Below are 22,415 nucleotides of genomic sequence, written 5' to 3' on the forward strand. Positions count from 1 at the left end.
GGGCGGCCACGACCGCGACACCGGCCGCCGCCGGCCTCGGCGGTCACCCCGGTGCGGCGCGGGGCGGAGCCCCGCGTCCACCGTTGCCGTGGCCGTACGGGGGTGGTGCGGACGCCGTCGTGCGCGTCCCCGGCCCTCGCGACGGCGCTCGACGGTGCCGTCACGGGGTGGGACGCCTGACGGACCGGCCCGGGAGCGGGCGGCTCGGCCCTCGGTCCCCGTGACCGGTGCCGCCGCTTCCGAGACGGTCGGCCCCGGTCAGGACGCCGACGGGTCGAACCCCGTCAGGAGCGCCGTCGCGTGGGGCGCTCCGCTCTCCTCGACCACCTCCCCGAGGGTCTGCGGCGTCCGCACCGGCGCCAGCTCGACCCCGCCGTCCCGGTGGAGGAAGCCGTAGATCCCCGGCCGGGGAAGGCTGTTGTACGCCCAGGGGGCGGAGAAGTAGTAGGCACCGGTGTCGTGCAGCACCACCACGTCGCCCTCCGCAAGCTCCGGCAGGAGCCGCTCGTGGGCCACGACGTCGCCGGCGAAGCAGAGCGGCCCCGCCACGTCCTGCGGCACCGCGGGGGTGGTCCTGGGCCGCCCGTCCGGGCCGTGCGCCGTGATCCTCACCGGCCACGCCCCGGGCATGAACACCGTACGGGTCGCCACCTGCGCTCCGGCGTGGGTGACCGCGATCCTCCGGCCCCCCGACTCCTTGACGTACTCGACCACGGCCGCGGTGAAACCGTTCTTCGCGAGCAGCGACCGGCCGAACTCCGTGACCACCTGGTACCGGCCGTCGAGCAGGGCCGGTTCCGTGTCGGTGAGGACCCGGACGTACTCCTCGAACGTCGGTGTGACCGTGTCGTCCAGAAAGTTGACGGGAAGTCCGCCGCCCAGGTCGAGGCTGGTGACCTGACGTCGTCCCACATGGGCGTTGATCTCCTCGGCGAGCCGGTGCAGCACGGCGAGGCCCCGGGCGATCAGCGGCAGCGGACATCCCTGGGAACCGACGTGGGCGTGCAGGCGGGTGAGCCAGGGCCGCCGCCGGAAGGCGTCGAGCACCCGGGCGCGTGCGCCCGGGTCGTCGAGGGCGACGCCGAACTTGGAGTGCGCCGTCGCCGTGCTCATCGCGGCGATGGTGCCGCCGCCGACCTGCGGGTTGACGCGCAGGCCCACGACGGAGCGGGAGTCGGCGGGGCGCAGGGCGTCGACGCGTTCCAGCTCGGAGAGGTTGTCCGCGTTCAGGGCGATGCCCAGGGTGAGCGCCTCGCGGATCTCGGTGCGGGTCTTGGCCGGCGAGTCCAGGACGATGCGGTCGGGTGCGAACCCGGCGGCGAGGGCCAGCCGGGTCTCGCCCGGGCTCGCCGTCTCACAGCCCATCCCCGCGTCCGCGAGCAGCCGCAGGACGGGGACGAGGGGTGCCGCCTTGACCGCGAAGGCGTGCAGCACGTCCGGTACGTGGGCGAAGGCCTCGTGCAGGGCGGCGACGCCGTCCCGCACCCCTTGCACGTCGACGAACCCGGCGACGGGGCGGTCCTCGCCGAGGACGCCCCGGCTCAGCGCCTCCTGCAGTACGGTCGCGGCCTTCTCCGGGCTCTCCACGGGTTCCTTCCTCGGCGGCGGGGGCGGGGCGTGGTGCGGACGGGCGGTGGGGGGCGCGCCCGGCGGACGGGTCACGGGACGTCCAGCCGCAGGACGTCGTCGAGCGTCTCGCCTCGGACGACGAGGCGCGCCGCACCGGCGCGCACGGCGACGACGGGCGGCCGGGGCTGGGCGTTGTAGTTGTTCGCCATGGAGCGGTGGTACGCGCCGGAGGCCGGTACGGCGAGGAGGTCACCGACGGCGAGGTCGGCCGGCAGGCGGGCCGGGTCCACGACGATGTCGCCGGACTCGCAGTGCCGGCCGCAGACCGTGACCGTCTCGTCGGCGCCCCTCGCGGTCGTCCGGGCCGCGAGGACGGCCGTGTAGGTCGCGTCGTAGAGCGCGGGGCGCGGATTGTCGGTGAGGCCGCCGTCGACGGACACCCAGGTGCGCAGGCCGCGCTGGCGCTTGACGGTGCCCACGGTGTACAGCGTCACCGTGCTGGGGCCCGCGATCGCCCGCCCGGGTTCGACGGCGAGCCGGGGCATGGGGATGCCCGCGTCGGCACACGCTTTCCGGACCCGTTCCACGAGGACGGGAGCGAGGTCGCGCACGTCCAGTGGTTCGTCCTCGGGGAGGTAGGCGATGCCGAGGCCGCCGCCGAGGTCGAGGCGCCGCAGCAGCACTCCGTGCGTGCGCGCGGTGTCGGCCATCAGGGCGACGAGCCGGTCGGCGGCCGTCATGAAGACGTCGGGGCGCGTGATCTGGGAGCCGAGGTGGCTGTGCAGGCCGACGAGTTCCAGGCCGGGCGCGTTGACGATGCGGGAGATGGCGCGGTGGGCGGTGCCGCTGGAGAGGGAGAAGCCGAACTTCTGGTCGTCGGTGCCGGTGGTGATGTGCGCGTGGGCGTGCGCCTCGACTCCCGGTGTGACGCGGACGAGGACGGGCTGGCGCCTGCCGCGTCGGGCGGCGATGTCGGACAGCCGGGTGATCTCGTCGTCGGAGTCGACGACGACGAGCGAGACGCCGTGGTCGACGGCCTCCGCCAGTTCGGCCGGGGACTTGTTGTTGCCGTGGAGGACGAGGGAGGCCCCGGGCACTCCGGCGCGCCGCGCGATGCGCAGTTCACCGGCGGAGCACACGTCGATGCCCAGTCCCTCCTCCCTCAGCCAGACGGCGACCCGGTGGCAGAGGAAGGCCTTGGCGGCGTAGAAGACGTCGTGGCCGGCGAAGGCGTCGCGCCAGGCCCGGCAGCGGGCGCGGAAGTCGTCCTCGTCGAGGACGAAGGCCGGTGTGCCGAACTCGTCGGCGAGGTCGCCCAGGCGCACCCCGCCGATCGCGATGCCGTCGGGGCCGCTGGTGGTCGTGGCCGGCCAGAGGTGCGGAGGAAGGTGCATGGTCGTTCGCCCTTCGGAACGTGGCTCAGTAGGTGGTGAGGAACCGGTGGAGGACGCGGACGCCGAATTCGAGGCCGGACACGGGCACGCGCTCGTCCACGCCGTGGAACATGCCGAAGTAGTGCAGGTGGGGGTCGAGCAGGAGGGGTGCGAAGCCGTAGGTGCTGATGCCGATCCCGGCGAAGGCCTTGGCGTCGGTGCCGCCGGACTGGAGGAACGGCACCGGGTGCGCGTGGGGGTCGTGGCTGCGGATCGCCGCGGCCATCGCGCCGAAGGCCGGCCCTTCGTGGTCGGCGGCGACGGCCTCTTCGCAGTTGATGAACTCGCGGGTCACCTTGGGGCCGAGGAGCCGGTCGACGGTCTCCAGGAAGGCGTCCCGTTCGCCGGGGAGGAAGCGGCCGTCGACCTCGGCGCGGGCATGCGAGGGGATGACGTTGACCTTGCCGCCGGCGGTGAGCACGGTGGGGTGGGCGGTGTTGCGGACGGTGCAGTCGAACAGCTCGCCCAGCCGGCCGAGGCGGCCCGCCTCCTCCTCCAGCCTGGTGCGGTCCACGGGGAAGCCGAGGGCCCGGTCGAGGGCGTCGAGCAGGGCGCCGACGGCGGGCGTGAGGCGCGTGGGCCAGCGGTGGTCGGCCAACCGGGAGAGCGCGCGGACCAGTTCCGCGACCGCGTTGTCCTCTCCGGGGCCCGAGCCGTGCCCGGCCGTGCCGCGGGCGGTGAGCCGCATCCAGGCCGTACCGCGCTCTCCGACGGCGATGGGGTACACGCGCGCGTCCGGACCGTCGTGCGTGCTCCTCGTCGTGATCGAGAAGCCCCCGGACTCGCTGATGGCCTCCTCGACGCCGGTGAAGTGGTCCCGGTGCGCGGTGGTGACGTGCCGCGAGCCGTACGCGCCGGTCGACTCCTCGTCGGCGAGGAAGGCGAGGACCAGGTCGCGGCGCGGCCGCTGTCCGGTGCGGGCCCAGGCGCGCACCAGGGCGAGGGTCGTCGCGAGGGTCCCCTTCATGTCGACGGCTCCGCGTCCCCACAGGCAGCCGTGGTGGAGGTCTCCGGAGAGGGGGTGCAGGGTCCAGTCGCGCGGCTCGGCGGGCACGGTGTCGAGGTGCCCGTGGACGAGCAGCGGGGGCAGGCGGGGGTCCTCGCCGTCGATCCGGGCGAGGACGCTGGTGCGGCGGGGGCGCGGTTCGGTGAGGGTGGCGCGGACACCGGCGGCGTCCAGGGCTTCGGCGACGTACTCGGCGGCCCGGCGCTCGCCGGGTCCCGACCCGTCTCCGGAGTTGGTGGTGTCGATGCGCAGGAGGTCCGAGCAGAGTACGGCGACGTCGGTGGCGTATCCGTCGTGCGGGCCGGACGGTCGGGTGGTGGTCACGGGCTGCTCCACGAGGGCGGTGCGGGCAGGGGGCGGGGGGTGCGGCGGTCAGTCGAAGTGGTCCTCCATCGCCGCGCCGGCGACGGTCGTGCACACCTTGAAGGTGCGGGCGGCGGTGGTCGCGTCCGGTGCGGTGAAGGCGACTCCGCGCGGACCGTTGGCCTCGACGGTGGGGACGGCGAGCACCGCTGCCGCCAGATGGGGCGCGTGGAAGTCGAGTTCGAAGCGGTGGGGCCCGCCGGGAGCGCCACGCCTCCGCGCCGGGTCGGCGTCCGCCGGGGCGCTCGGCACCGGATGCCGGGGGAGGCGGGCGGCGGCCTCGGCGGCCCGGGCACGCAGCAGCTCGGCGCTCCGGGTGGGCGGGAGGCAGACGGCGGCGTACCGGCTGACGCACTCCTTGACCGCCGCCACGAGGGCGTCGGGAGCCCATGCCTCCGCTGCGCGGCAGGTGAGGTCGTCTCCGGTCACGAGGACGACGGGGACGCCGTGCTCCTCGGCGGTCAGCGCGTTCATCCGGCCCTCGTCGGCCGGTTCGCCGTCGATGCGGAAGCCGGTCAGCCCCGTGCCGAGGTACGTGTGGGAGAGGACTCCCTGCTCGCCGGCGCCCGTGTGGTAGCCGAGGAACACGACGGCGTCGGCCCGTTCGATCCCCGCCATCATGCCGAGCGGCTTGTGACGGCCGGTGAGCAGGCGGGCCCGCGGGTCGAGTGCTTCGAGGAGGAGGTTGCGCTGGGTGTAATGGGCGTCGTTGACGAGCACGTCGCTCGCGCCGCCGGCGAGGAGGCCGTCGACGACGGCGTTGACGTCGCCGGTGAAGAGCGGGCGCATGCGCTCCCACGAGGCGGTGCCGGGTTCGACGTCGTCGGGGCAGGTGACGCCGGTGGCGCCTTCCATGTCCGCGGAGACGAGGACGCGCGTCATGCCGTGTTCCTTTCATACGGAGGGAGGACGACGCGGCGCAGGGCCGTGTCCAGTACGGCGCGCGCCCCCAGGGGCACGGTCAGCTGGCGCGGTCCGTGTCCGGCGGCAAGCCCGGCCGCCACGGGGACGCCCAGGTCGGACAGGCGCTCGCGCAGCACGGCGTCCACCTGGTCGGGAGGGCCGCAGTCGGTGAAGTCCCCGAGGACGACGCCGGCCGCTCGCCGCAGGACTCCGGCCCGGCGGAGCTGGGTCAGGGACCGGTCCAGCCGGTACGGTTCCTCGCCGACGTCCTCCAGGAGGAGGATGCGGCCTTCGGTGACGGGCGCGGTGGCGGTGCCGAGCGACGAGGCGAGCACGGTGAGGTTGCCGCCGGTGAGAAGGCCCTCGGCGCGCCCCGGGGCGAGGACGGGCCCGTCCAGGCCGAAGGAGTGCGGCGAGGGCCCGAAGAGCGCGGCGTGCAGGGACGCGGCGGTGGCCTCGTCGTCGTGGACGGGACGGCACGCGGGCATCGGGGCGTGCAGCGTCACCAGCCCGAGCCCCTCCCCCACGGCCCGGTGGAGGCAGGTGACGTCGCTGGAGCCGACGAGGAACTTGGGGCCCGCGGCGGCGAGGCGACGGTGGTCGAGGCGGTCGGCGACGCGCTGGGTCCCGTACCCGCCGCGTACGCAGAGGACCGCGCGCACCTCGGGATCGAGCCAGGCCTCGGTGAAGTCGGCCAGGCGCGTCCCGTCGGTACCGGCCAAGTAGTCGCGGTGGGTCGCGGAGAGCCGGGAGGTGGTGCGGGGCCTGAGGCCCCAGCTCTCCGTCAGGGCGCGGGCCAGGGCCGTCTCGCGGTCGCCCACGGGCCCGGCGGGGGCGACGAGGGCCACCGTGTCGCCCCGTCGGAGGAACGGGGGGCGCGTGCGGTCCGGCTCCGGCGGGCTTCCCGCGGCCGCGGCGGGCGTGGTCGCGGCCGTCATGACCGGGGAGCGGGGGCCGCGGAAGGCGTCGTCTCCGCCCCGGAGCCGTGCGGTGGGCCGAAGATCCTTTCGTAGAAACGGATTTCGGCGTCGAGAGCGGCCCGGATCGTCTCGGCGCGCCGCCAGCCGTGGCGTTCCCCGGGGAACTCGACGTGCTCGTGGGGCAGGCCGGCCTCCTCGAGGGCGCGGGCCATGGCGGACGACTGCGCGGGGTCCACGATGGCGTCGTCGAGGCCGTGGAGCAGCAGGGCGGGGCCGCTGGCGCGGGGTGCGGCCAGGACCGGGGAGCGCTGTTCGTAGAGGGCGGCGGCGGCAGGCAGCGGGCCGATCAGCCCGTCGAGGTAACGGGATTCGAAGTCGTGGGTGGTGACGGCCCAGGTGACGGGGTCGGTGATGCCGTAGAAGGAGACGGCGCCCGCGAAGACGTCCGTGTGCGTGAGGGCGGCGAGCGCGGTCCAGCCGCCCGCGCTTCCGCCGCGGATCGCGAGGCGTTCGGGATCGGCGAGCCCTTCGCGAACCAGGGCACGGGCGACGGTGACGCAGTCGTCCACGTCGACGACGCCCCAGGCGCCGTTGAGACGCTCGCGGTAGGCGCGGCCGTAGCCGACGGAGCCTCCGTAGTCGACCGTCGCGACGCCGATGCCGCGGCTGGTGAAGTAGGCGATCTCCAGGTCGTACACCATGGGGTGGTCGCCGGTGGGGCCGCCGTGGACGAAGAGGACCCAGGGCGGGCGTTCCCCGTCGGGCGTGACGCGGTGGGGGTGAGCGGGCGGATAGGTGTGCGCGTGCACCGGGGCTTCGGGGAGGCCGGACGCGTCGCCGGTCGCCGTCGCGGCCGGACGCGGGAAGGCCTTGGCGGTGGGGCGGGGCAGCCAGGCGGGGTCGACCGGCGCGGTCCTGGGGGTGGACAGGATCCGGGCGCCCGGGGAGCCGGAGGCGCCGGGGCCGGGGAGCTCCGCGGTGATGACGCTGTACGGCAGGAGGGTGCTCGCCCCGGCGGTGGCCAGGCGGTTCGCGTCGGCGTCGATGCTGTGGACGAAGTCGGTGCAGGGCAGGCCGAGATCGGTGAGGACGGGCAGGCCGGGACCGGCGTCGGGATCCACGAGGGACACGCGGCGCCCGGCGCCCGTGCCGTGGACGGCGACGGCCCGCCCGTCGGGGAGCGGGGCGAACCAGGTGGCGCCGGGCTTCCACAACGCGCCCCCGAACTCCTCCTCGGCGCACGTGACGGGGCGGGCGGGGCCCTCGTGCGCGGACACGAGGTGGAGCGTCCACCATCCGTCGGGGTCGGTGACCGCCCAGAGGCTGTCGGCGTCCCTCCACTCGGCCTGGATCACCGACTCCCCGGGGCCGCCCGCACGCACGCTGTGGGTGCCGGCGGTGCCGTCCCGCCGCAGTGGCGCGACGCACAGTTCGGTGCCGTCCCACGGCATGGCCGGATGGTTCCAGCCGATCCAGGACAGCCGGCGGCCGTCCGGGGAGAGACGAGGGCAGGTCATGAAGTGATGGGTGGCGGCGACGGTCCGTTCGGCGCCCGTGGCGAGCGAGACCGCCACGAGGGCGCGCTCGACGTCGCGCACCCCGCCGCGGCGCGTCTCCCGGACGGCCCAGACCTCGTCGCGCGACGGCGGTACGTAGAGGTCCCCGTAGGTGACGTTCCCGCGGGCGGGCGTGAGGGGCTCGGGCGGGTCCTGGGCGTCCGGGTGGTGGAGGTAGAGGCACTGGTCGCCCCAGTGGGTGAACACCAGGCCGGTGCCGGTGGGGCGCCAGGACCTGCCGCCGTACTCGTGCAGGCCGTTGCGGGCGTCGAACCCCGGGGGCAGCACGTCCTCGACCCGGCCGTCCGGCTTCGCGCGCACGACACAGCGGCGGCCGGCCTCGTGGGGGCGCGGTTCGTCCCACCACACGTCGTCACCGACGAGGGAGACCCAGCCCGGCGTCCCGTCCTGGCGGGCGACGTCAGCGGCACTGATGTCGGAGTTCCAGGCCCGGAACGCGGGCGAGGTGCTGCGGGTGGGGGGAGCGTGGTTCATGGGGTTACCGCCTTGGGGCCGTGCGAGGGGGCGTCGGGTCGTGAACGGGGGGAACCGCGAGGGATCGGAGCGGTTCGGCCGTACGGGGAAGGTGCGGGTGCGCCGTGTCGTACGGGGGGGTGCGGTGTCGTGCGGGCCGTGCGATGCAGTGCGCGGGGCGGGCCGTCAGTCCTGAGCGCCGCCGTGCGCGCGGCGACCGGCCGCCGAGGACCGGCCGCGCGGGGGCATCGTCGTACGTCCGGGGAGCGGGTCCGCCGCCGTCCCGGAGGAGTGGTGTCGGTGGCGGCCGGGCCCGGTCCGACGGGCGTCAGCCGGGCGGAGCCGTTGTCATGTGCCCCACGCTAGTGAGCCACCGCCGGGCCGCACGATCAACGAAAGGTCCCGCCCCTCGACGGGACCGTCGACGTTTCGTCGTACGGGTCGGGACGACGGGGCCGAGGGCCGGCGTCGGCGTCGGCGTCGGCGTCGGCGCGAGGGCTACCAGTTGGGGTCGAGGCCGGGCACGTGGGGAGGAAGGGGGAGATCGGCGGGGTGGAGAAGGTAGACCACTCCCCCGCCGCCCGAGGCCGCCAGCCACACGCGCTCGAACTCGCCGCGCGGGTAGGTCCGCCGTACCTCCTCGTCGGTGGCCGACAGCGGGTCGTTGACGACGACGTCGCCGTCCGGTGTGAAACCGCAGACGATCTTGATGCTTCCGGCGGGTGAGTAACCGGCGCCCGCGAGCTCGCCGATGCGGAAGCTCTGGGCCGTGGCGATCGGGATGCCCGCGCGGATGAAGCGTTCGAGCTCGCTCAGCGAGCGCAGCCGCGTGACCATCCCGCCGAGCCCGTAGCGGGCCGGGTAGGCGGCGTTGAAGGCCCAGTTGCCGCAGCCCTTGTAGGCGTAGTCGTAGACCGCGCGGGCGGTGAAGTCGACCTGCGGGGCGGTGTCGGCGGGGTCGATCCAGGCCATCTCGCCGGCGTCCGGACCGTGCCCGAAGTACTCGACGAGCATCGCGGTGCACGCGGGCGCCGACCAGGCCTCTCCGCCGCCGTCCCACTGCGGGCTGTGACCGGTGTGCACCTCCTGGGAGCGGCGCGGGACGTCGAGGACCGTGCCCCAGGCCCCGCCGGGGCCGCTCACCGCCGGACGGTGGTCGGGAGGGGTGGAGGACGCGGCGAGGTACAGGGCACGGACGGCCGGGCCGTGCGGGGCTCCCGGGGTGCGCGCGAGCCGGACCTCCAGTTCGTAGGCGGCGGCGGGCCTGCCGGGGGCCGCGACGAACACGTCGACGTCCGCGGTCCCGAACGGGCCGGTCTGGCCGGGCACGGTGGTGCGGTGCACGACGTCGTCGTCCGTCGCCCAGTGGGCCATCACGTACCAGGGCGAGGTGTCTCCCGCGGCGTCGCGGACGCGCAGCCGCACCGTCAGCCGGGTGCCGGACGGCGTGAGGGCCGTCCACGACGGGATCAGCTCCTCGGCGGGGAAGGGCAGGTCGCGCCAGCCGGTGGAGCAGCTCGCGTACTCCCACTCCAGGCTGGCGTGGCCGTGGTGGTCGACGTGCGTCTCGCGCCCTTCGACGCTCCGCAGGCACAGGGCCCCGTCGTCCCAGGCCGTGCCCCGGAAGGCGGCATCGGTGAAGTGGCAGGCCTCCGACCAGCGGTGCAGCACCGCCTGCGGCTCGCAGGGGTCGTCGCTTCGCCCTCGGTTCTCGCCTGTCACGGTCTTCCTGCCGCTCTCTCGTAGCCCCGGCGTGGCTCCGGTGGGGACCGGCCGGACGCCGATGCCGGGACGGGGCCCACATGGTAACGGCCCGGGTTCCCGCTCAGGGCCCCGGGCCGGTCGGGATCGGTCCCGCGCTCAGTGCGCGACGCGGGGCATCGTGGCGGCGGACCGGAGGATCACGTCGTCCGCCCTGACGAACATGACGCGGTGGCCGTACTGCACCTGGTGGTACCTGAGCGCGCCGCGGACCACGGTGTGGCCGGCCGGCTCGAAGGTCTTGGAGTGGTAGTACTCGCCGTCGACGGTCTGGCCGACGCTGTACGACTCCCCGGGCAGCAGCGTGTACGGCAGCGGTACGAGGGGCTGGACGGGGACGTCGGCGGGATAGGCCGCCGCCTCGGGGTAGGCGCGCCCGTAGAGCGGGGCGCTGTCGAGGCCGGGCCGCAGCTGGGCCACCAGGCCCTTGGCGGGCAGGGTCTTCGGGCGTCGGGGGTCGTCCTCGAACCACCCCTTCCGGCCGAGGTACCACAGGGCCGTCCAGTCGCCCCGGCGCTCGGCGACCACGTACTTCTGACCGGTGCTCACCCGGGCGGCGTGGTTGTAGACGGACCAGGTGCCCGGCGTGGGACGGATGCCGATGTCCGTGACCAGGGGGGCGTCGTCGCGGGGTTCGGTGCGCAGGGTGATCGAGGCCGATCCGTGGACGGGGCAGAGGTCGGCCGGGGTCGCGCCGCAGTAGTAGGGCTCCGTGTGGGTGGCGTAGTCCGGGCGTACGGTCACCAGCGGCGAGCCGGTCCTCCCGTCCGCCTTGAACGGCTTGCCGAGCAGGTCGAAGTAGTGGGCCCAGTCCCAGTGGGGCCCGGGGTCCTGGTGCATGCCGGCGACGGTCGCGGGCACGGTGCCGGGGACGTTGTCGTGGCCGATGACGTGGGCGCGGTCCAGCGGGACGTCGTACTTCTCGGCCAGGTGGCGCACGAGACGGGCCGACGTCCGGTACATCGCCTCGGTGTACCACTGGCCGCCCTGGGCGAGGAAGCCCTCGTGCTCCAGTCCGACGGCCTTGGCGTTGACGTACCAGTTGCCGGCGTGCCAGCCGACGTCCTTGACGCGCAGGTGGTTGGCGACGTGGCCGTCCGCGGAGCGGAGGCTGTAGTGCCAGGACACGTAGGCGGGGTCCTGGACGAGTGCGAGGGTGGTGTCCCAGGTGGCCTCGGTGTCGTGGATGACGATGTAGTCGATGCCCTGGTTGCGGGGACGGTCGGAGAGGTCGTGGTTGCCGAAGTCGCCCGGTTCCTCCGACAGCATCCGGTACGGCGCGGGGATCCAGTCGCAGCCCAGGTCACGAGGGCAGTCGGCGCCGGGGGTGGTGGGGTCGAGGCCGAGCCGGTCGGCCTGGCGGGTGTCGGGGGTGACGGGCGCCGGGGACAGTGTGACGACGGTTCCGTCGTCGGTGCGCCGCGTCTCGCCGGTGTTGACGAGGCGGAAGACGTCGTCGGCGAAGCGGCGCGCGGCGCCGGCCTCGGTGGCGCCGGAGTACGCGGCGACGGCCCCGTACCACTGTGCCGGGTCCGTGCTCGGGGGCAGGCCTGCGGAGCGCTGGTGGGCCGCGAGGAGCGCGGCGCCGCCCTCGATGTTGGCCCCGGGGTCCGTGCGGAGCCGGTCGGCGGGGAGCCCGGTGAGCGCGGCGGCCCGCCCCAGGGTCTCCAGGGCGGCCGGCAGGCGGTCGGTGTCGACGGGTGTCTCGCGGCGGGCGAGGGACGGCCGGGAGGTGTCGCCCCGCGGGTCCTCGTCGCCGTCCGCGTGGTGGGTCGCCCCGGCGAGCGTGGCCCGGGCGTCGGTCAGGTGCATGGGTCCGTATCCCGCGTCGACGCTCGGAGCGCCGCCGTGGTCGTCCCAGCGGCTCTGCAGGTACGACACCGCCAGCAGCACGCTCTCGGGTACGCGGTGGCGTTCGCCGGCCGCGCGGAAGAGTTCGGCCCGGCTCGCCGCCTCCACCGGGGCGCGTCCGTCGTCGGACGACCGCGCCCGGGCCGGAGGAGTGGCGTCGGGTGGCTGGGCCCGGGCGGGGGCCATGGCGAGGCCGGCGGTGAGCACGGCGGCCAGGACCGCTCCGTGGCCCGCCGCCCGGCGGCGCGTCGTTCGTCTCGTCACGCGTGCGTCCTTCATCTGGTGGTCTCCCCGGGGAAGTGACAGGCGGTCGGGTGGTCGGTCCCGTCCCGTACGCGCAGTGTCGGTTCCGTCAGGCACCGCTCGCGGGCGTGGGGGCAGCGCGTCCGGAAGCGACACCCGGACGGCGGTGCGGCGGGTGACGGCAGGTCGCCTTCGAGGAGGAGCGCGTCGTCGGGCGTGCGCCGCCTCGGGTCCGGTACGGGCGCCGCGGCGAAGAGGGCGCGGGTGTAGGGGTGGCGGGGGCTCGTGCAGATCTGTTCGCGCGTGCCGGTCTCCACGATCTTCCCGAGGTACATGACCGCGATCCGGTCGCAGAGGTGCTGGACGACCGCGAGGTCGTGCGAGATGAGGACGCAGGCGAGGCGCAGTTCGCGGCGCAGGTCGTCGAGCAGGTTGAGGACCTGCGCCTGGACGGAGACGTCGAGGGCGGACACCGGCTCGTCGCACAGGAGGAGCCGCGGTCCCAGCGCCAGGGCGCGGGCGATGCCGAGGCGCTGGCGCTGCCCCCCGGAGAACTGGTGCGGGTAGCGGTCGCGGTGCGCGGGGTCGAGGCCGACGGTTTCGAGGAGTTCGGCGACGCGGCGGCCGCGGTCGGCCCGGGGCACGGCCTCGGGGTGGATGGCGAAGGGCTCCCCGACGATCTGGCCGGCCGTCATCCTCGGGTCGAGCGAGGTGTACGGGTCCTGCAGGACCATCTGCACGCGGCGGCGCAGCGCGCGCAGGTCGGGGCCGGAGAGGGCGAAGGGGTCCTGCCCCTCGATCGTCACCGTCCCCGAGGTGGGGCGGTCCAGGGCCATGAGGAGGGAGGCGAGCGTGGACTTGCCGCATCCCGATTCGCCCACGATGCCGAGGGTCTCGGCGCGACGGACGGTCAGGTCGACGCCGTCGACGGCTCGGACCGCCCCGGTGCGGCGTTTGAACAGGACTCCTTCGGTGACCGGGAAGTGGCGGGTGAGCGCGGTGGCCCGGAGGAGCGGTGGAGCGGTCTCAGCCGACGGGGGCATGGTGGACCTCCTCGGCGAAGTGGCAGGCGCTGCGGTGTCCGGTGGGTGTCAGCGTCCGGAAGGGGGGCTCGTCGGCGGCGCAGCGCGGCTCGGCCCGCGGGCACCGGGGGTGGAAGGCGCATCCGGTGGGGACCGAGGAGGGCGGGGGCGGGGTGCCGGTGATGGGGACGAGCGGCTTGCCCAGGCGGTCCAGGCGGGGCACGGAGTCGAGGAGGCCCCGGGTGTAGGGGTGGCCGGGCCGGGCGTAGAGGTCCTCCGCGTGCGCGGACTCCACCGTGCGGCCGGCGTACATGACGGTGATGCGGTCGGCCGCCTCCGCGACGACGCCGAGGTCGTGGGTGATCAGCAGCAGGCCCATGCGGGTCTCGGCCTGGAGCTGCCGGAGCAGGCGCATGATCTGGGCCTGGACGGTGACGTCGAGGGCGGTGGTGGGCTCGTCGGCGATGACGACCTCCGGGTCGAGGGCGAGCGCCATCGCGATCATGACGCGCTGGCGCATGCCCCCGGAGAACTGGTGGGGGTAGTCGTGGACCCGGCGCGCGGCGGCGGGGATGCGGACGCGGTCCATGAGGGCGACGGCGCGCGCGAGGGCGGCCTTGCGCCCCAGGCCCCGGTGCACCGTGTACATCTCCGCCAGCTGGTCGCCCACGGTCAGCACGGGGTTGAGGGCGGTGAGCGCGTCCTGGAAGATCATGGCGAGGCGGGTGCCGCGGACCTCGCGGTGGCGCTCCGGGGGCATCGCGAGGAGGTCGTCGCCGCGCAGCCGGACGGTTCCGCGGGTGATGTGCGCCGGAGGGGTGTCGAGCAGTCCCATGACGGCCTGTGCCGCGACGGACTTGCCCGAGCCGGACTCACCGAGCAGGGCGAGGGTCTCGCCTTCGCGCAGGGTGTAGGAGAGTCCGTTCACCGCCCGGATCGTGCCGCGCCGGGTGCGGAACTCGACGCAGAGGTCCTCGACCTCCAGGAGGGGTGGTACGGAACGGGACATGTGCGCTCATTTCAGCCGGGGGTCGAAGGCGTCGCGTGCGGCATCACCGAGGAGGATGAAGCTCAGGACGGTCGCCGACAGGAAGAGTGCGGGGAAGGCCAGGAGGTGGGGGTGGTCGAGGACGAAGGCCTGGGCCGCGTTCAGCTGGAGCCCCCAGGAGACCTCGGGGTACTGGAGTCCCACCCCCAGGAAGTCGAGCGTCGCTTCGCCCGAGATGACCGCTCCGACGTTCAGCATGGCGACGACGACGACCGGGGTGATCGCGTTGGGGAGGATGTGGCGCACCATGAGGCGTGCGGGCCGGGCTCCGAGCATGCGGGCGGCCCGGACGTAGTCGGCGCCGGCCAGGGCGATGACCTGGGAGCGCATGATGCGCGTCATGGTCGTCCAGCCCAGCACCGTCAGGACGAGGATCATGGCGCCGAGGCCGTGGTCGGGGAAGGCGACGAGGATGACGGTGGCGCCGAGCACGAAGGGAAGGCCGAAGAAGACGTCGGTCACCCGGGAGACGAGGGCGTCGAGCCATCCTCCGTAGAAGCCGCAGAGCAGTCCGAGCACGACGGCGATCAGGAGGGAGGCCGCGGTCACGGCCAGGCCGGCGATCAGGGAGGGGCGGGTGCCCCGGATGACCTGGGCGAGGTAGTCACAGCCCTGGAGGTCGAATCCGAAGGGGTGGCCCGCGGAGGGTCCCTGTTTGGAGTGGGCCAGGTCGCAGCGGTCTCCCCCTTCGGTCAGCAGCGAGGTGAGGACCCCGGGCGCGAGCGCCATCGCCGTCATCAGCAGGAGGGTGATCAGGGCGATCCACACGGTGGGCCGCGCCCGCAGTTCGAGCCGGGCGTCCCTGCTGAGGGACGCCCGCTCCCCGGACGGCGGGCGCGCCGGGTCGGGCGTCGCGGGCCGCTCCGCGGCGTCGCCCGCGACCTCCAGGGGCCTGGTGGTGTCAGTCATGGCGGATCCTCGGATCGAGCAGCCCGTAAAGCAGGTCCACGAGCAGGTTCGCGAGCAGGAAGACGAGCACGAGGGCCGTCGTGGTGCCCACGACGACGGGGCCTTCGCGCAGCTGGATGGACTGGAAGAGCTGCTGGCCGACTCCGGGCAGGTTGAAGATGTACTCGGTGACGACCGCGCCGGCCATCAGACCGCCGAGCTCCAGCCCGAGGAAGGTGACCACGGGGATCAGCGAGTTGCGCAGGGTGTGCCGGACGACGACGCGGCGGCGGCTCAGTCCCTTGGAGTGGGCGGTGCGCACGTAGTCGGCCCGCAGGTTCTCGATGAGGGAGCTGCGCGTGAGCCGGGCGACGTAGGCGAGGCCGAAGGAGGCGAGGACCAGGCCGGGCAGGAGGTAGGCGAGCGGCCATCCGCCTTCGGTCCCGGCCACCGGCAGCCAGCCGAGCTGGACGCCGAAGACGAGCTGGGCCAGGTACCCGACGACGAAGACCGGCACGGAAATGACCAGGGTGGTGCCGAACAGCACCGCGCTGTCGTCCCACTTGCCCTTCCGGAGCCCGGCCCAGACGCCGAGTGCCATTCCGAGGACGACCTCCAGGACCCAGGCGGTCAGGCCGAGCTGCAGCGTGACGGCCCATCGGTCGGCGAGCAGTTCGGAGACGTCGCGGCCGGTGAAGGTGGTGCCGAGGTCGCCGGTCAGCAGGCCGGTGAGGTAGTGCGTGTACTGCACCCACAGGGGGTCGTCGAGGTGGTAGCGGGCGTGCAGTTCGGCGAGGACCGCCGGCGGGACGGGTTTGTCGCCGGCGAGTCCCTGGATGGGGTCGCCGGGCAGGACGAAGACGAGCGTGTAGATGAGGAAGGTGGTGCCGAGGAGTACGGGCAGGGCGTGCAGCAGGCGACGGGCGACGAATCTCCACACGACGGACGGCCCCCAGGGGTAGGTCTGTGCGGGCACCGGGTGCTCCGCGGAGGGTCGGTTGCGGCGTCAGTCGCTGACGGTGACACGGTCCAGGTGCAGGCCGGCGGCGTAGGGGTCGATGATCACGTTGTCGATCCGGTCGCTCCACGCCGACTGGTCCTGCCAGTTCCAGAGGGGGATGTACGGCAGTTCCCGCAGGGCTATGTCCTCCGCCTTCTGGTACGACGCGATGGCCCGCGGGCCCTGTGCGGCGTTGCCCTCGGCCACGAGGGCGTCGAACTCCTCGTTGCTCCAGCCCGAGCGATTGCCCGGGTAGTAGAGCCCGTCGAGGTAGTTCTGGATGCTGGGGTAGTCGATCACCCAGTTCTGCCGGAAGGGTCCCTTGCTCCTTCCTTCGCCGAGCAGGGCGGAGAGGTCGGCGGGGGCCATCTTGCGGAACGTCACGTCCTGGATGCCGAGGTTCTCCTTGAGCTGGTTGGCGATCGAGGTCATCCACTGCTCGTAGGTGGTGTCCGCGTTGGAGAAGTGGAGTTCGAGGCGTCCTTCGAATCCGCCGGCGGCCTCGAAGAGCTGCTTGGCGGCCACGGGGTCGTACGCGCAGGTCCGGCCGCAGGCGTCCGTCCGGTGGCCGGGGATCATGTCGCCGACGAGCGAGGTGGCGGGCTTGTAGACGCCGTTGTAGATGGCCTGGGTGATGCCCTTGCGGTCGATGGCCATGGAGAGGGCCCTGCGGAGGCGGGGGTCGGTGAACCGGGGGTCCTTCACGGGCAGGCCGAGGTAGTCCATGGTGCCGCTGGGCCGGATCGAGAAGCGCTCGCCGAAGAGCCGCTCGGCCTGTGCGGAGTTGGCGGCCGGAACGGTGGTCAGGACGTCGACGTTGCCGGCCTGGAGTTCGGTGAAGGCGGTCTCGCGACTCGTGTAGATCTTGAAGTCGACGCGGTCGGCCATGGGTTTGCGCGGGCCGCGGTAGCCGGTGAACTTCGCCAGCCGGATCTTCCGGTTGCGCTCCCAGGCGCCGTCGATCCGGTAGGGGCCGTTGCCGATCGGAGCGACGTCGGCGGCGTCCGGGTTCGCCGTGGCCGCCTTGGGCAGGGGGGCGAAGGCGGGGAAGGAGAGCAGCATGGGGAACTGTCCGAAGGGCGCCTTCAGGGTGACCTGGAGGGTCGTCTCGTCGAGCACCTTCAGGCCGGACAGGGTCCGCGCGGAGGGCTTGGCGCCCTCTTTCGAGGGGTTGAGGGCGTCGTATCCCCTGATCTGGGCGAAGTAGTAGTTGGCGTCCCAGGCGTTGGGTCCGTAGGCCGCGGCGTTCCACGCGTCGGCGAAGCTGGCGGCCGTGACCTTCTCGCCGTTGTGGAAGGTGGTGCCGGAGCGGAACTTGACGGTCCACACGACGTTGTCGGTGGTGGTCCAGGAGACGGCGGCCAGCGGCTTCACGCTGCCGTTCTCGGGGTCGAGCGCGGCGGGCGGGTCGAACAGGCCCTGCAGGACCTGGAGGGAGTAGCTGCTGGTGGTGCGGCCCGGCAGGAGGTGGTCGGGCTCCGTGAGCGCCACCGAGTAGGCGCCACCGGGCTTGCCCGGCGCGTTCTTCGGCTTCGCCGGCCCGTCGGAACCGCAGGCGGTCGCCGAGGCGACGAGGGTGAGGACGGCTGCCGCCGCGAGGGCGGTGGAACGGCTTGGATTCATGGTGCGCTGTACTCATTTCAGGAGGGCGGTCCGGCGGAGGACCGGGGAAAGCCGTCGAGGGCGGCCGGGGAGAGGGCTCTTGGGGTGCGGCTGGGGCGACACGGTAGGGACCGGGACGACGGGTCGACGATCGACGGAATGTCCACGCTCGGCGAAGGAGGCTGGACATCGGGTCGTTGCCGCCGCGGGTACGGCGGGACGAGCATGGGGCTGCGGCCCGGCCGTCGTTCGCCTCCTTCTCGATCGCCGGGGCCACCCGACGCCGGAAGGCCCCTCGCGCCCACCGCGCCGCTCGGGGAGCGGACCCGACCCGACGCCAGTGGTGCGGCCGTCGCCCGCACACGCGCGAAACAGAAGATACATAACGCGATGTCAGCGATCCAGAGTTACGCACGTTACTAGCGGGGCCGGCTTCGGACCCCGCTCCAGCGCCTCCCGTCCCCTCGTCACCTCGTCCGCGAAGGCAGCCATGACACCGATGCGCACCACCGGTTCCCCGGTCTCCTCCCCACTCCCCCGCCGCACGCTGCTCGCCGCCGCGGCGGCCGGCTGCGCCGCCGCGCTCGCGCCGTCGGCGGCCGGGGCCGCGGCGCCCCCCGTCGACCCGGTCGGGCGGCAGATGCGCGGGGTGTGGATCGCCTCCGTCGTCAACATCGACTGGCCGAGCCGGACCGGTCTCGACGCCGCCGCCCAGCGCGCGGAGTTCACCCGGCTCGCGGACGAGGCCCTCGCCCTGGGCTTCAACTCCCTGTTCGTCCAGGTCCGGCCGACCGCCGACGCGTTCTGGCCCTCCCCCCTCGAACCCTGGTCCCAGTGGCTCACCGGCACACAGGGCCGGGACCCCGGCTACGATCCGCTGGGCTTCATGGTCGAGACGGCGCACGAGCGCGGCCTCGCCTTCCACGCCTGGTTCAACCCCTACCGCGTCTCCATGCAGGCGGACCCGGCCGCGCTGGTGCCCTGGCATCCGGCGCGGGTCCACCCGGAGTGGACCGTCTCCTACGGCGGCAAGCTCTACTACGACCCCGGGGTGCCGGCCGCCCGCCGCTTCTGCCGGGAGGCCATGCTCGACGCCGTCCGACGGTACGACATCGACGGCGTGCACTTCGACGACTACTTCTACCCGTATCCGGTGGCGGGCTCCGACTTCCCCGACGACGAGACGTTCCGTGCGTACGGCGCCGGTTTCACGGACAAGGCGGCCTGGCGCCGCCACAACGTCGACCTGATGGTGCGGGAGATGCGGGACGCCGTACGGGCCACGCGCCCGGACGCGCTCTTCGGCATCAGTCCCTTCGGCGTCTGGCGCAACGCCTCGACGGACCCGCTCGGCTCGCCCACCGCCGCCTTCCAGTCGTACGACGGCCTGCACGCGGACACCCGGGGATGGGTCGAGCGCGGCTGGCTCGACTACATCGCGCCTCAGGTGTACTGGCACATCGGGTTGCCCGTGGCCGACTACGCCGTCCTCGCCCCGTGGTGGGCCGACGTCGTGCGGGGCACCGGCACGGAGCTGTGGATCGGGCAGGCGGTCTACAAGTCGGGGGCGCCGGGGCAGCCCGCTCCGTGGCAGGACGGCAGGGAGCTGACCCGCCACCTGACGCTCAACGCCACGCTCCCGGAGGTGGGAGGCGACCTCTTCTTCAGCGCCAAGGACGTCCGCGCGGACCGCGTGGGGGACTTCGCCGCCATGCGGCTCGCCCACTGGCAGCAGCCCGTCCTCGGCCCCCTGCCCGCCCGGCTCGACGGGGGCCCGCTTCCGCGGCGGCCCGCCGTCGGGATCCGCCGGGACAAGGAGACCGGCGCGGTCACCCTGCGCATCACCGCCGGGACCCACGGCCGGAAGGACGTCCCGTTCCGCTACGCGGTGCACCGGTTCCCCGGTGACCCCGGCGGGCGTCCGCAGGCCGGGAACTCCTCGCTCGTCGCCGTGATCCCCGGCGGGAAACGAGCCGTGCACGTCGAGCAGGACCCCTCGGGAGACTGCTGGTACGCGGTGGCCGCCGTCGACCGCGTCCAGCGTCAGGGCAGGCCGTCGCGCCCCGTGTCGTGACCCGCGCACGCAGCGGCTGCCGCTGCCCGTACGCGGCGGCGGCCGCACTCCTCCCCGTGCCCCCGGGCCCGCACGGCCGGCCCGAGGTGTTGGACAAACGGTCGACAGGCACAGCCTCGTGATGGACCATGCGTCCCATGCCTCTCACCGTTCGTGACCTGCTGGCCATCCCCGCACTCCGTCTCAGCCTCGTGGCGGGCAGTGCGGGGCTCGGCCGAGTGGTCGAGGCGGCGCACGCGACCGAGAACACCCGACCCGCCGCCTGGCTCGAAGGCGCCGAAGTCGTCATGACCAACGGGCTGTTGCTCACGGCCGACGAGCCCGGTTACGCCGCGTACGTGCACGAGCTCAGTGCCGGCAAGGCCGCCGCCCTCATCGTGGGCACGGGTCCCGGACTGCCGCTGCGGAGCGTCCCCGACGACCTGAGCAGACATGCGGAGGACGCCGGGCTGCCCCTGCTCACCGCTCCCCCGACCGTCTCCTTCGCCTCCATCACCAAGGCCGTCTTCGTGGCCCGCGCGTCCGAGGAACGGCGCCTGCTGGAAAGGACGTTGCGCACCCAGCGCCTGCTGTCCTCCGCGGCCGCCTCCGGCGACGGACTGACGGGCCTGCTCTCCTCCTGGCACCAGGCGGTCCATTCCGGTGTGGCGGTGTGCGACGCGGCCGGCCGCCTCCTGGGCGCGGCGGGGACCGACGGGCCGGAACTGCTCGAGAACGCCGCCTCCGTGCTGGAGACCGTCGCCCTGCACGGCCTGCGGGGAAGCGGCGGCGCGGACCTGCCGTGCGGAAGGCTCGTCGTCCAGCCGCTCGGCACGACCCGGCTGCGCGGCTTCCTCGTCCTGCTCGACGCGGACTCGCCGGAGGCCCGGCTGCTGATCAGCGTCCTCGTCTCCCTGCTCTCCGTCGAACTGGAGCGCCGCCACCTGGCCGACGAGCCGCAGCGTCGCAGCCGCGCCGCCCTCCTCGCCCGGCTCTTCCGTCCCGACGTCACCGCCGACCAGGCCAGGGCCCTGCTGCGGACGGCCGACGTCTCCTCGGCGTCGGTCCGCGCCGTGGCCGTGCACGCGACCGGCGAACCGGTGGAGCTCGCGGCCGACCTCGCCCTGGCGGTGCCCGGAGGTCTCGCGCGCGTGACCGGGGAGACGGTCGAGCTGGTGGTGCCGGAGGAGGTCGACACGGCGGCGGTGCTCCGCCGCTTCGCCACCGGCCTTCCCGCGGGGATAGGACCGGCCGTCGCACCGCAGCACGCGGCGCTCTCGCTCCGGCAGGCGATCGCCCTGCTGTCCTCCAGTACCGAGCTGGGGCGGCCCGTGAGCGCCTCCGAGGCGGGTTCGGTCAGGCTCCTGATCGGTCTCGGCAGCCCCGCGACCCTCGCGGCCTTCGCCGACACCGTCCTGGCCCCGCTCGACGCCGCCGACCCGGGCGGGGAACTCACCGAGACCCTGCGGGTCTGGCTGGAGACGAACGGCTCCTGGGCCGAGACCTCGTCCCTGCTGGGCCTGCACCGGCACACCGTCCAGAACCGCATCGAGAAGGTGGCGCGGCTGACGGGGCGGCAGCAGGACCGGGCGGAGGACCGGGTCGACCTGTGGCTGGCGCTGACGGCACGGGCGGTGGGCGGCCTCCCGGCCCACCAGCGGAGGAACGGGAACGCCCTTCCGTCAAAGGGCTAAACGGTCCAGGCCGCCGACGGAGGGATCGACATCACGTCGATGTCCGGCCGGGCCCGTCCCTCCCTACCGTGTGCCTGCCGGTCGGCCCTCCCGGCCGGGGCTCGTGGAGGCCCCCGCACGGGCCCCGATCCCGCCCGGGCCGGCAGTCACAGGAACGGAGAGGACCGCCCATGCCCCCTGCTTCCGCCACGGCCCCCGCGGCTCGCCCGTCTCCCGCGAGGATCCGCGCCCTGGTCACCGTGCCGCTCGCGGCCCCGCTGCCCGGGCTGCTCGGCACCGTCCCCTCGTACGCGGCCCCGCCCGCCCGGCCTCTGCCGCAGAAGGGGGCGGCCGGAAACGACGTCGCCGGCCCGCGGTTCCTCCCGCGCCGGCACGGCGGCACCGCCCGGCTCGACGGCTCCTGCGGCCCGGGCGTCGCGATCGACGGGGTCCGCCGCCGGTACCGCCGTCTCGACAGCCGCCCCGTCGGCGACGGGACGCGGGTGACGGCGGGCCGACCGATCGCCCGCACGGGTGACACCGGCGACTCCACCGGTCCGCATCCGCACTTCGGCATCCTCCGCCAGGGTGACTCCGTCCGCCCGCAGCAGATGCCGATCGTCCTCCACGACGGTCTCGCGCCGCCGTCTCCCTGGACGCTGCCGGACGCGGGCCGCACGTACTGACCACCCCCGAGCCGTGCCACGAGCCCGGCCCCTCCCGACCGGCACCCCGTGACCCCATCCCCTGAGCCGCTCCGTACGCCGGGTCCGGCTCTCCCTGATCGTCCTGCCCGCACGGCCTGCGCCCCGGGCGGGACCGCACCGCCCCCCACCCCTCGGAACAAGGAGTTTCCGCATGCGCCTCCGGTCCGTCCTGACCGCCCTCGCCCTCGTCCTCGGCGCCCTCTTCGCGCCCGGCGTCGGCGTCCTCGCCTCCGCCGGCGAGGCCCACGCGGTCACCAAGATCAGCCACGCCACCGCGACCTCGATGTTCCGGTCCTCCGGGATCACCTGGTCCTCGTCCGGCGGCTGCTCCGACCGCAACGTC

At 74.1% G+C, this 22,415-nt stretch carries 15 protein-coding genes and 2 pseudogenes; 4 read left to right on the forward strand and 13 right to left on the reverse strand.

Features of this window, described 5'->3' with window-relative positions; genetic code table 11:
* Positions 1-258 precede the first annotated feature (258 nt).
* From OO47_RS31250 to OO47_RS31310, 13 genes are all read right to left on the reverse strand, one after another.
* A complete protein-coding gene (locus OO47_RS31250; protein WP_033210987.1) occupies positions 259-1,587 on the reverse strand; it encodes a type III PLP-dependent enzyme domain-containing protein in 1,329 nt (442 codons plus the stop codon).
* A 71-nt stretch (positions 1,588-1,658) separates the two neighbouring features.
* The gene (gene lysA / locus OO47_RS31255; protein ID WP_030222770.1) at positions 1,659-2,963 is read right to left on the reverse strand and encodes a diaminopimelate decarboxylase; all 1,305 of its coding nucleotides are present in this window, start codon (positions 2,961-2,963) and stop codon (positions 1,659-1,661) included.
* A 25-nt stretch (positions 2,964-2,988) separates the two neighbouring features.
* Entirely contained in the window at positions 2,989-4,332 is a 1,344-nt protein-coding gene (locus tag OO47_RS31260) for a M20/M25/M40 family metallo-hydrolase (protein WP_033210988.1), read from the reverse strand.
* Positions 4,333-4,380: 48 nt separating this feature from the next.
* Complete coding sequence (locus OO47_RS31265) at positions 4,381-5,253, reverse strand: M55 family metallopeptidase (protein WP_030222776.1); 873 nt, start codon at positions 5,251-5,253, stop codon at positions 4,381-4,383.
* Positions 5,250-6,122, reverse strand: a complete 873-nt coding sequence (locus OO47_RS37490) for a S66 peptidase family protein (RefSeq protein ID WP_033210992.1) — start codon at positions 6,120-6,122, stop codon at positions 5,250-5,252. The genes OO47_RS31265 and OO47_RS37490 overlap by 4 nt, the downstream gene beginning before the upstream one ends.
* Before the next feature lie 86 nt (positions 6,123-6,208).
* Positions 6,209-8,245, reverse strand: a complete 2,037-nt coding sequence (locus OO47_RS31275) for an alpha/beta hydrolase family protein (RefSeq protein WP_063831959.1) — start codon at positions 8,243-8,245, stop codon at positions 6,209-6,211.
* 477 nt (positions 8,246-8,722) lie between these two features.
* The gene (locus OO47_RS31280) at positions 8,723-9,946 is read right to left on the reverse strand and encodes a C39 family peptidase (protein WP_158708732.1); all 1,224 of its coding nucleotides are present in this window, start codon (positions 9,944-9,946) and stop codon (positions 8,723-8,725) included.
* Between the two features lie 138 nt (positions 9,947-10,084).
* Positions 10,085-12,100 (reverse strand): N-acetylmuramoyl-L-alanine amidase, encoded by a 2,016-nt coding sequence (locus OO47_RS31285; RefSeq protein ID WP_234323359.1) that lies wholly within the window; start codon positions 12,098-12,100, stop codon positions 10,085-10,087.
* Between the two features lie 11 nt (positions 12,101-12,111).
* A complete protein-coding gene (locus OO47_RS31290; RefSeq protein ID WP_030222788.1) occupies positions 12,112-13,122 on the reverse strand; it encodes an ABC transporter ATP-binding protein in 1,011 nt (336 codons plus the stop codon).
* Positions 13,106-14,110, reverse strand: a complete 1,005-nt coding sequence (locus OO47_RS31295; protein ID WP_030222790.1) for an ABC transporter ATP-binding protein — start codon at positions 14,108-14,110, stop codon at positions 13,106-13,108. Before OO47_RS31295 ends, OO47_RS31290 begins: the two co-directional genes overlap by 17 nt.
* Positions 14,111-14,116: 6 nt before the next feature.
* Positions 14,117-15,058: an ABC transporter permease gene (locus tag OO47_RS31300; protein ID WP_030222792.1), complete on the reverse strand. Its 942-nt coding sequence runs from the start codon at positions 15,056-15,058 to the stop codon at positions 14,117-14,119.
* A complete protein-coding gene (locus OO47_RS31305) occupies positions 15,051-15,977 on the reverse strand; it encodes an ABC transporter permease (RefSeq protein WP_030222794.1) in 927 nt (308 codons plus the stop codon). Before OO47_RS31305 ends, OO47_RS31300 begins: the two co-directional genes overlap by 8 nt.
* Positions 15,978-16,043: 66 nt before the next feature.
* Positions 16,044-17,660, reverse strand: a complete 1,617-nt coding sequence (locus OO47_RS31310; protein ID WP_030222797.1) for a peptide ABC transporter substrate-binding protein — start codon at positions 17,658-17,660, stop codon at positions 16,044-16,046.
* Positions 17,661-18,138: 478 nt separating this feature from the next.
* Here OO47_RS31310 and OO47_RS31315 point away from each other — a divergent pair.
* The 4 genes and pseudogenes from OO47_RS31315 to OO47_RS31330 form a co-directional block, all read left to right on the forward strand.
* Positions 18,139-19,389, forward strand: a pseudogene (locus OO47_RS31315) (glycoside hydrolase family 10 protein); the annotation flags it as partial.
* A gap of 461 nt (positions 19,390-19,850) precedes the next feature.
* Complete coding sequence (locus tag OO47_RS31320; RefSeq protein ID WP_063831960.1) at positions 19,851-21,386, forward strand: PucR family transcriptional regulator; 1,536 nt, start codon at positions 19,851-19,853, stop codon at positions 21,384-21,386.
* Positions 21,387-21,556: 170 nt separating this feature from the next.
* Entirely contained in the window at positions 21,557-22,051 is a 495-nt protein-coding gene (locus OO47_RS31325) for a M23 family metallopeptidase (RefSeq protein ID WP_078490089.1), read from the forward strand.
* A gap of 172 nt (positions 22,052-22,223) precedes the next feature.
* Positions 22,224-22,415: pseudogene (locus OO47_RS31330) on the forward strand (hypothetical protein); the annotation flags it as partial.

Source organism: Streptomyces bikiniensis (genome assembly GCF_000716625.1).
GTDB lineage: Bacteria > Actinomycetota > Actinomycetes > Streptomycetales > Streptomycetaceae > Streptomyces > Streptomyces bikiniensis.

Excerpts from the sequence above, each read along its gene's own strand:
- OO47_RS31295 (WP_030222790.1), bottom strand. The coding sequence starts at position 14,110 with ATGTCCCGTTCCGTACCACCCCTCCTGGAGGTCGAGGACCTCTGCGTC.
- OO47_RS31300 (WP_030222792.1), bottom strand. The coding sequence starts at position 15,058 with ATGACTGACACCACCAGGCCCCTGGAGGTCGCGGGCGACGCCGCGGAG.
- lysA (WP_030222770.1), bottom strand. The coding sequence starts at position 2,963 with ATGCACCTTCCTCCGCACCTCTGGCCGGCCACGACCACCAGCGGCCCC.
- OO47_RS31275 (WP_063831959.1), bottom strand. The coding sequence starts at position 8,245 with ATGAACCACGCTCCCCCCACCCGCAGCACCTCGCCCGCGTTCCGGGCC.
- OO47_RS31325 (WP_078490089.1), top strand. The coding sequence starts at position 21,557 with ATGCCCCCTGCTTCCGCCACGGCCCCCGCGGCTCGCCCGTCTCCCGCG.
- OO47_RS31310 (WP_030222797.1), bottom strand. The coding sequence starts at position 17,660 with ATGAATCCAAGCCGTTCCACCGCCCTCGCGGCGGCAGCCGTCCTCACC.
- OO47_RS31320 (WP_063831960.1), top strand. The coding sequence starts at position 19,851 with ATGCCTCTCACCGTTCGTGACCTGCTGGCCATCCCCGCACTCCGTCTC.
- OO47_RS31265 (WP_030222776.1), bottom strand. The coding sequence starts at position 5,253 with ATGACGCGCGTCCTCGTCTCCGCGGACATGGAAGGCGCCACCGGCGTC.
- OO47_RS31290 (WP_030222788.1), bottom strand. The coding sequence starts at position 13,122 with ATGCCCCCGTCGGCTGAGACCGCTCCACCGCTCCTCCGGGCCACCGCG.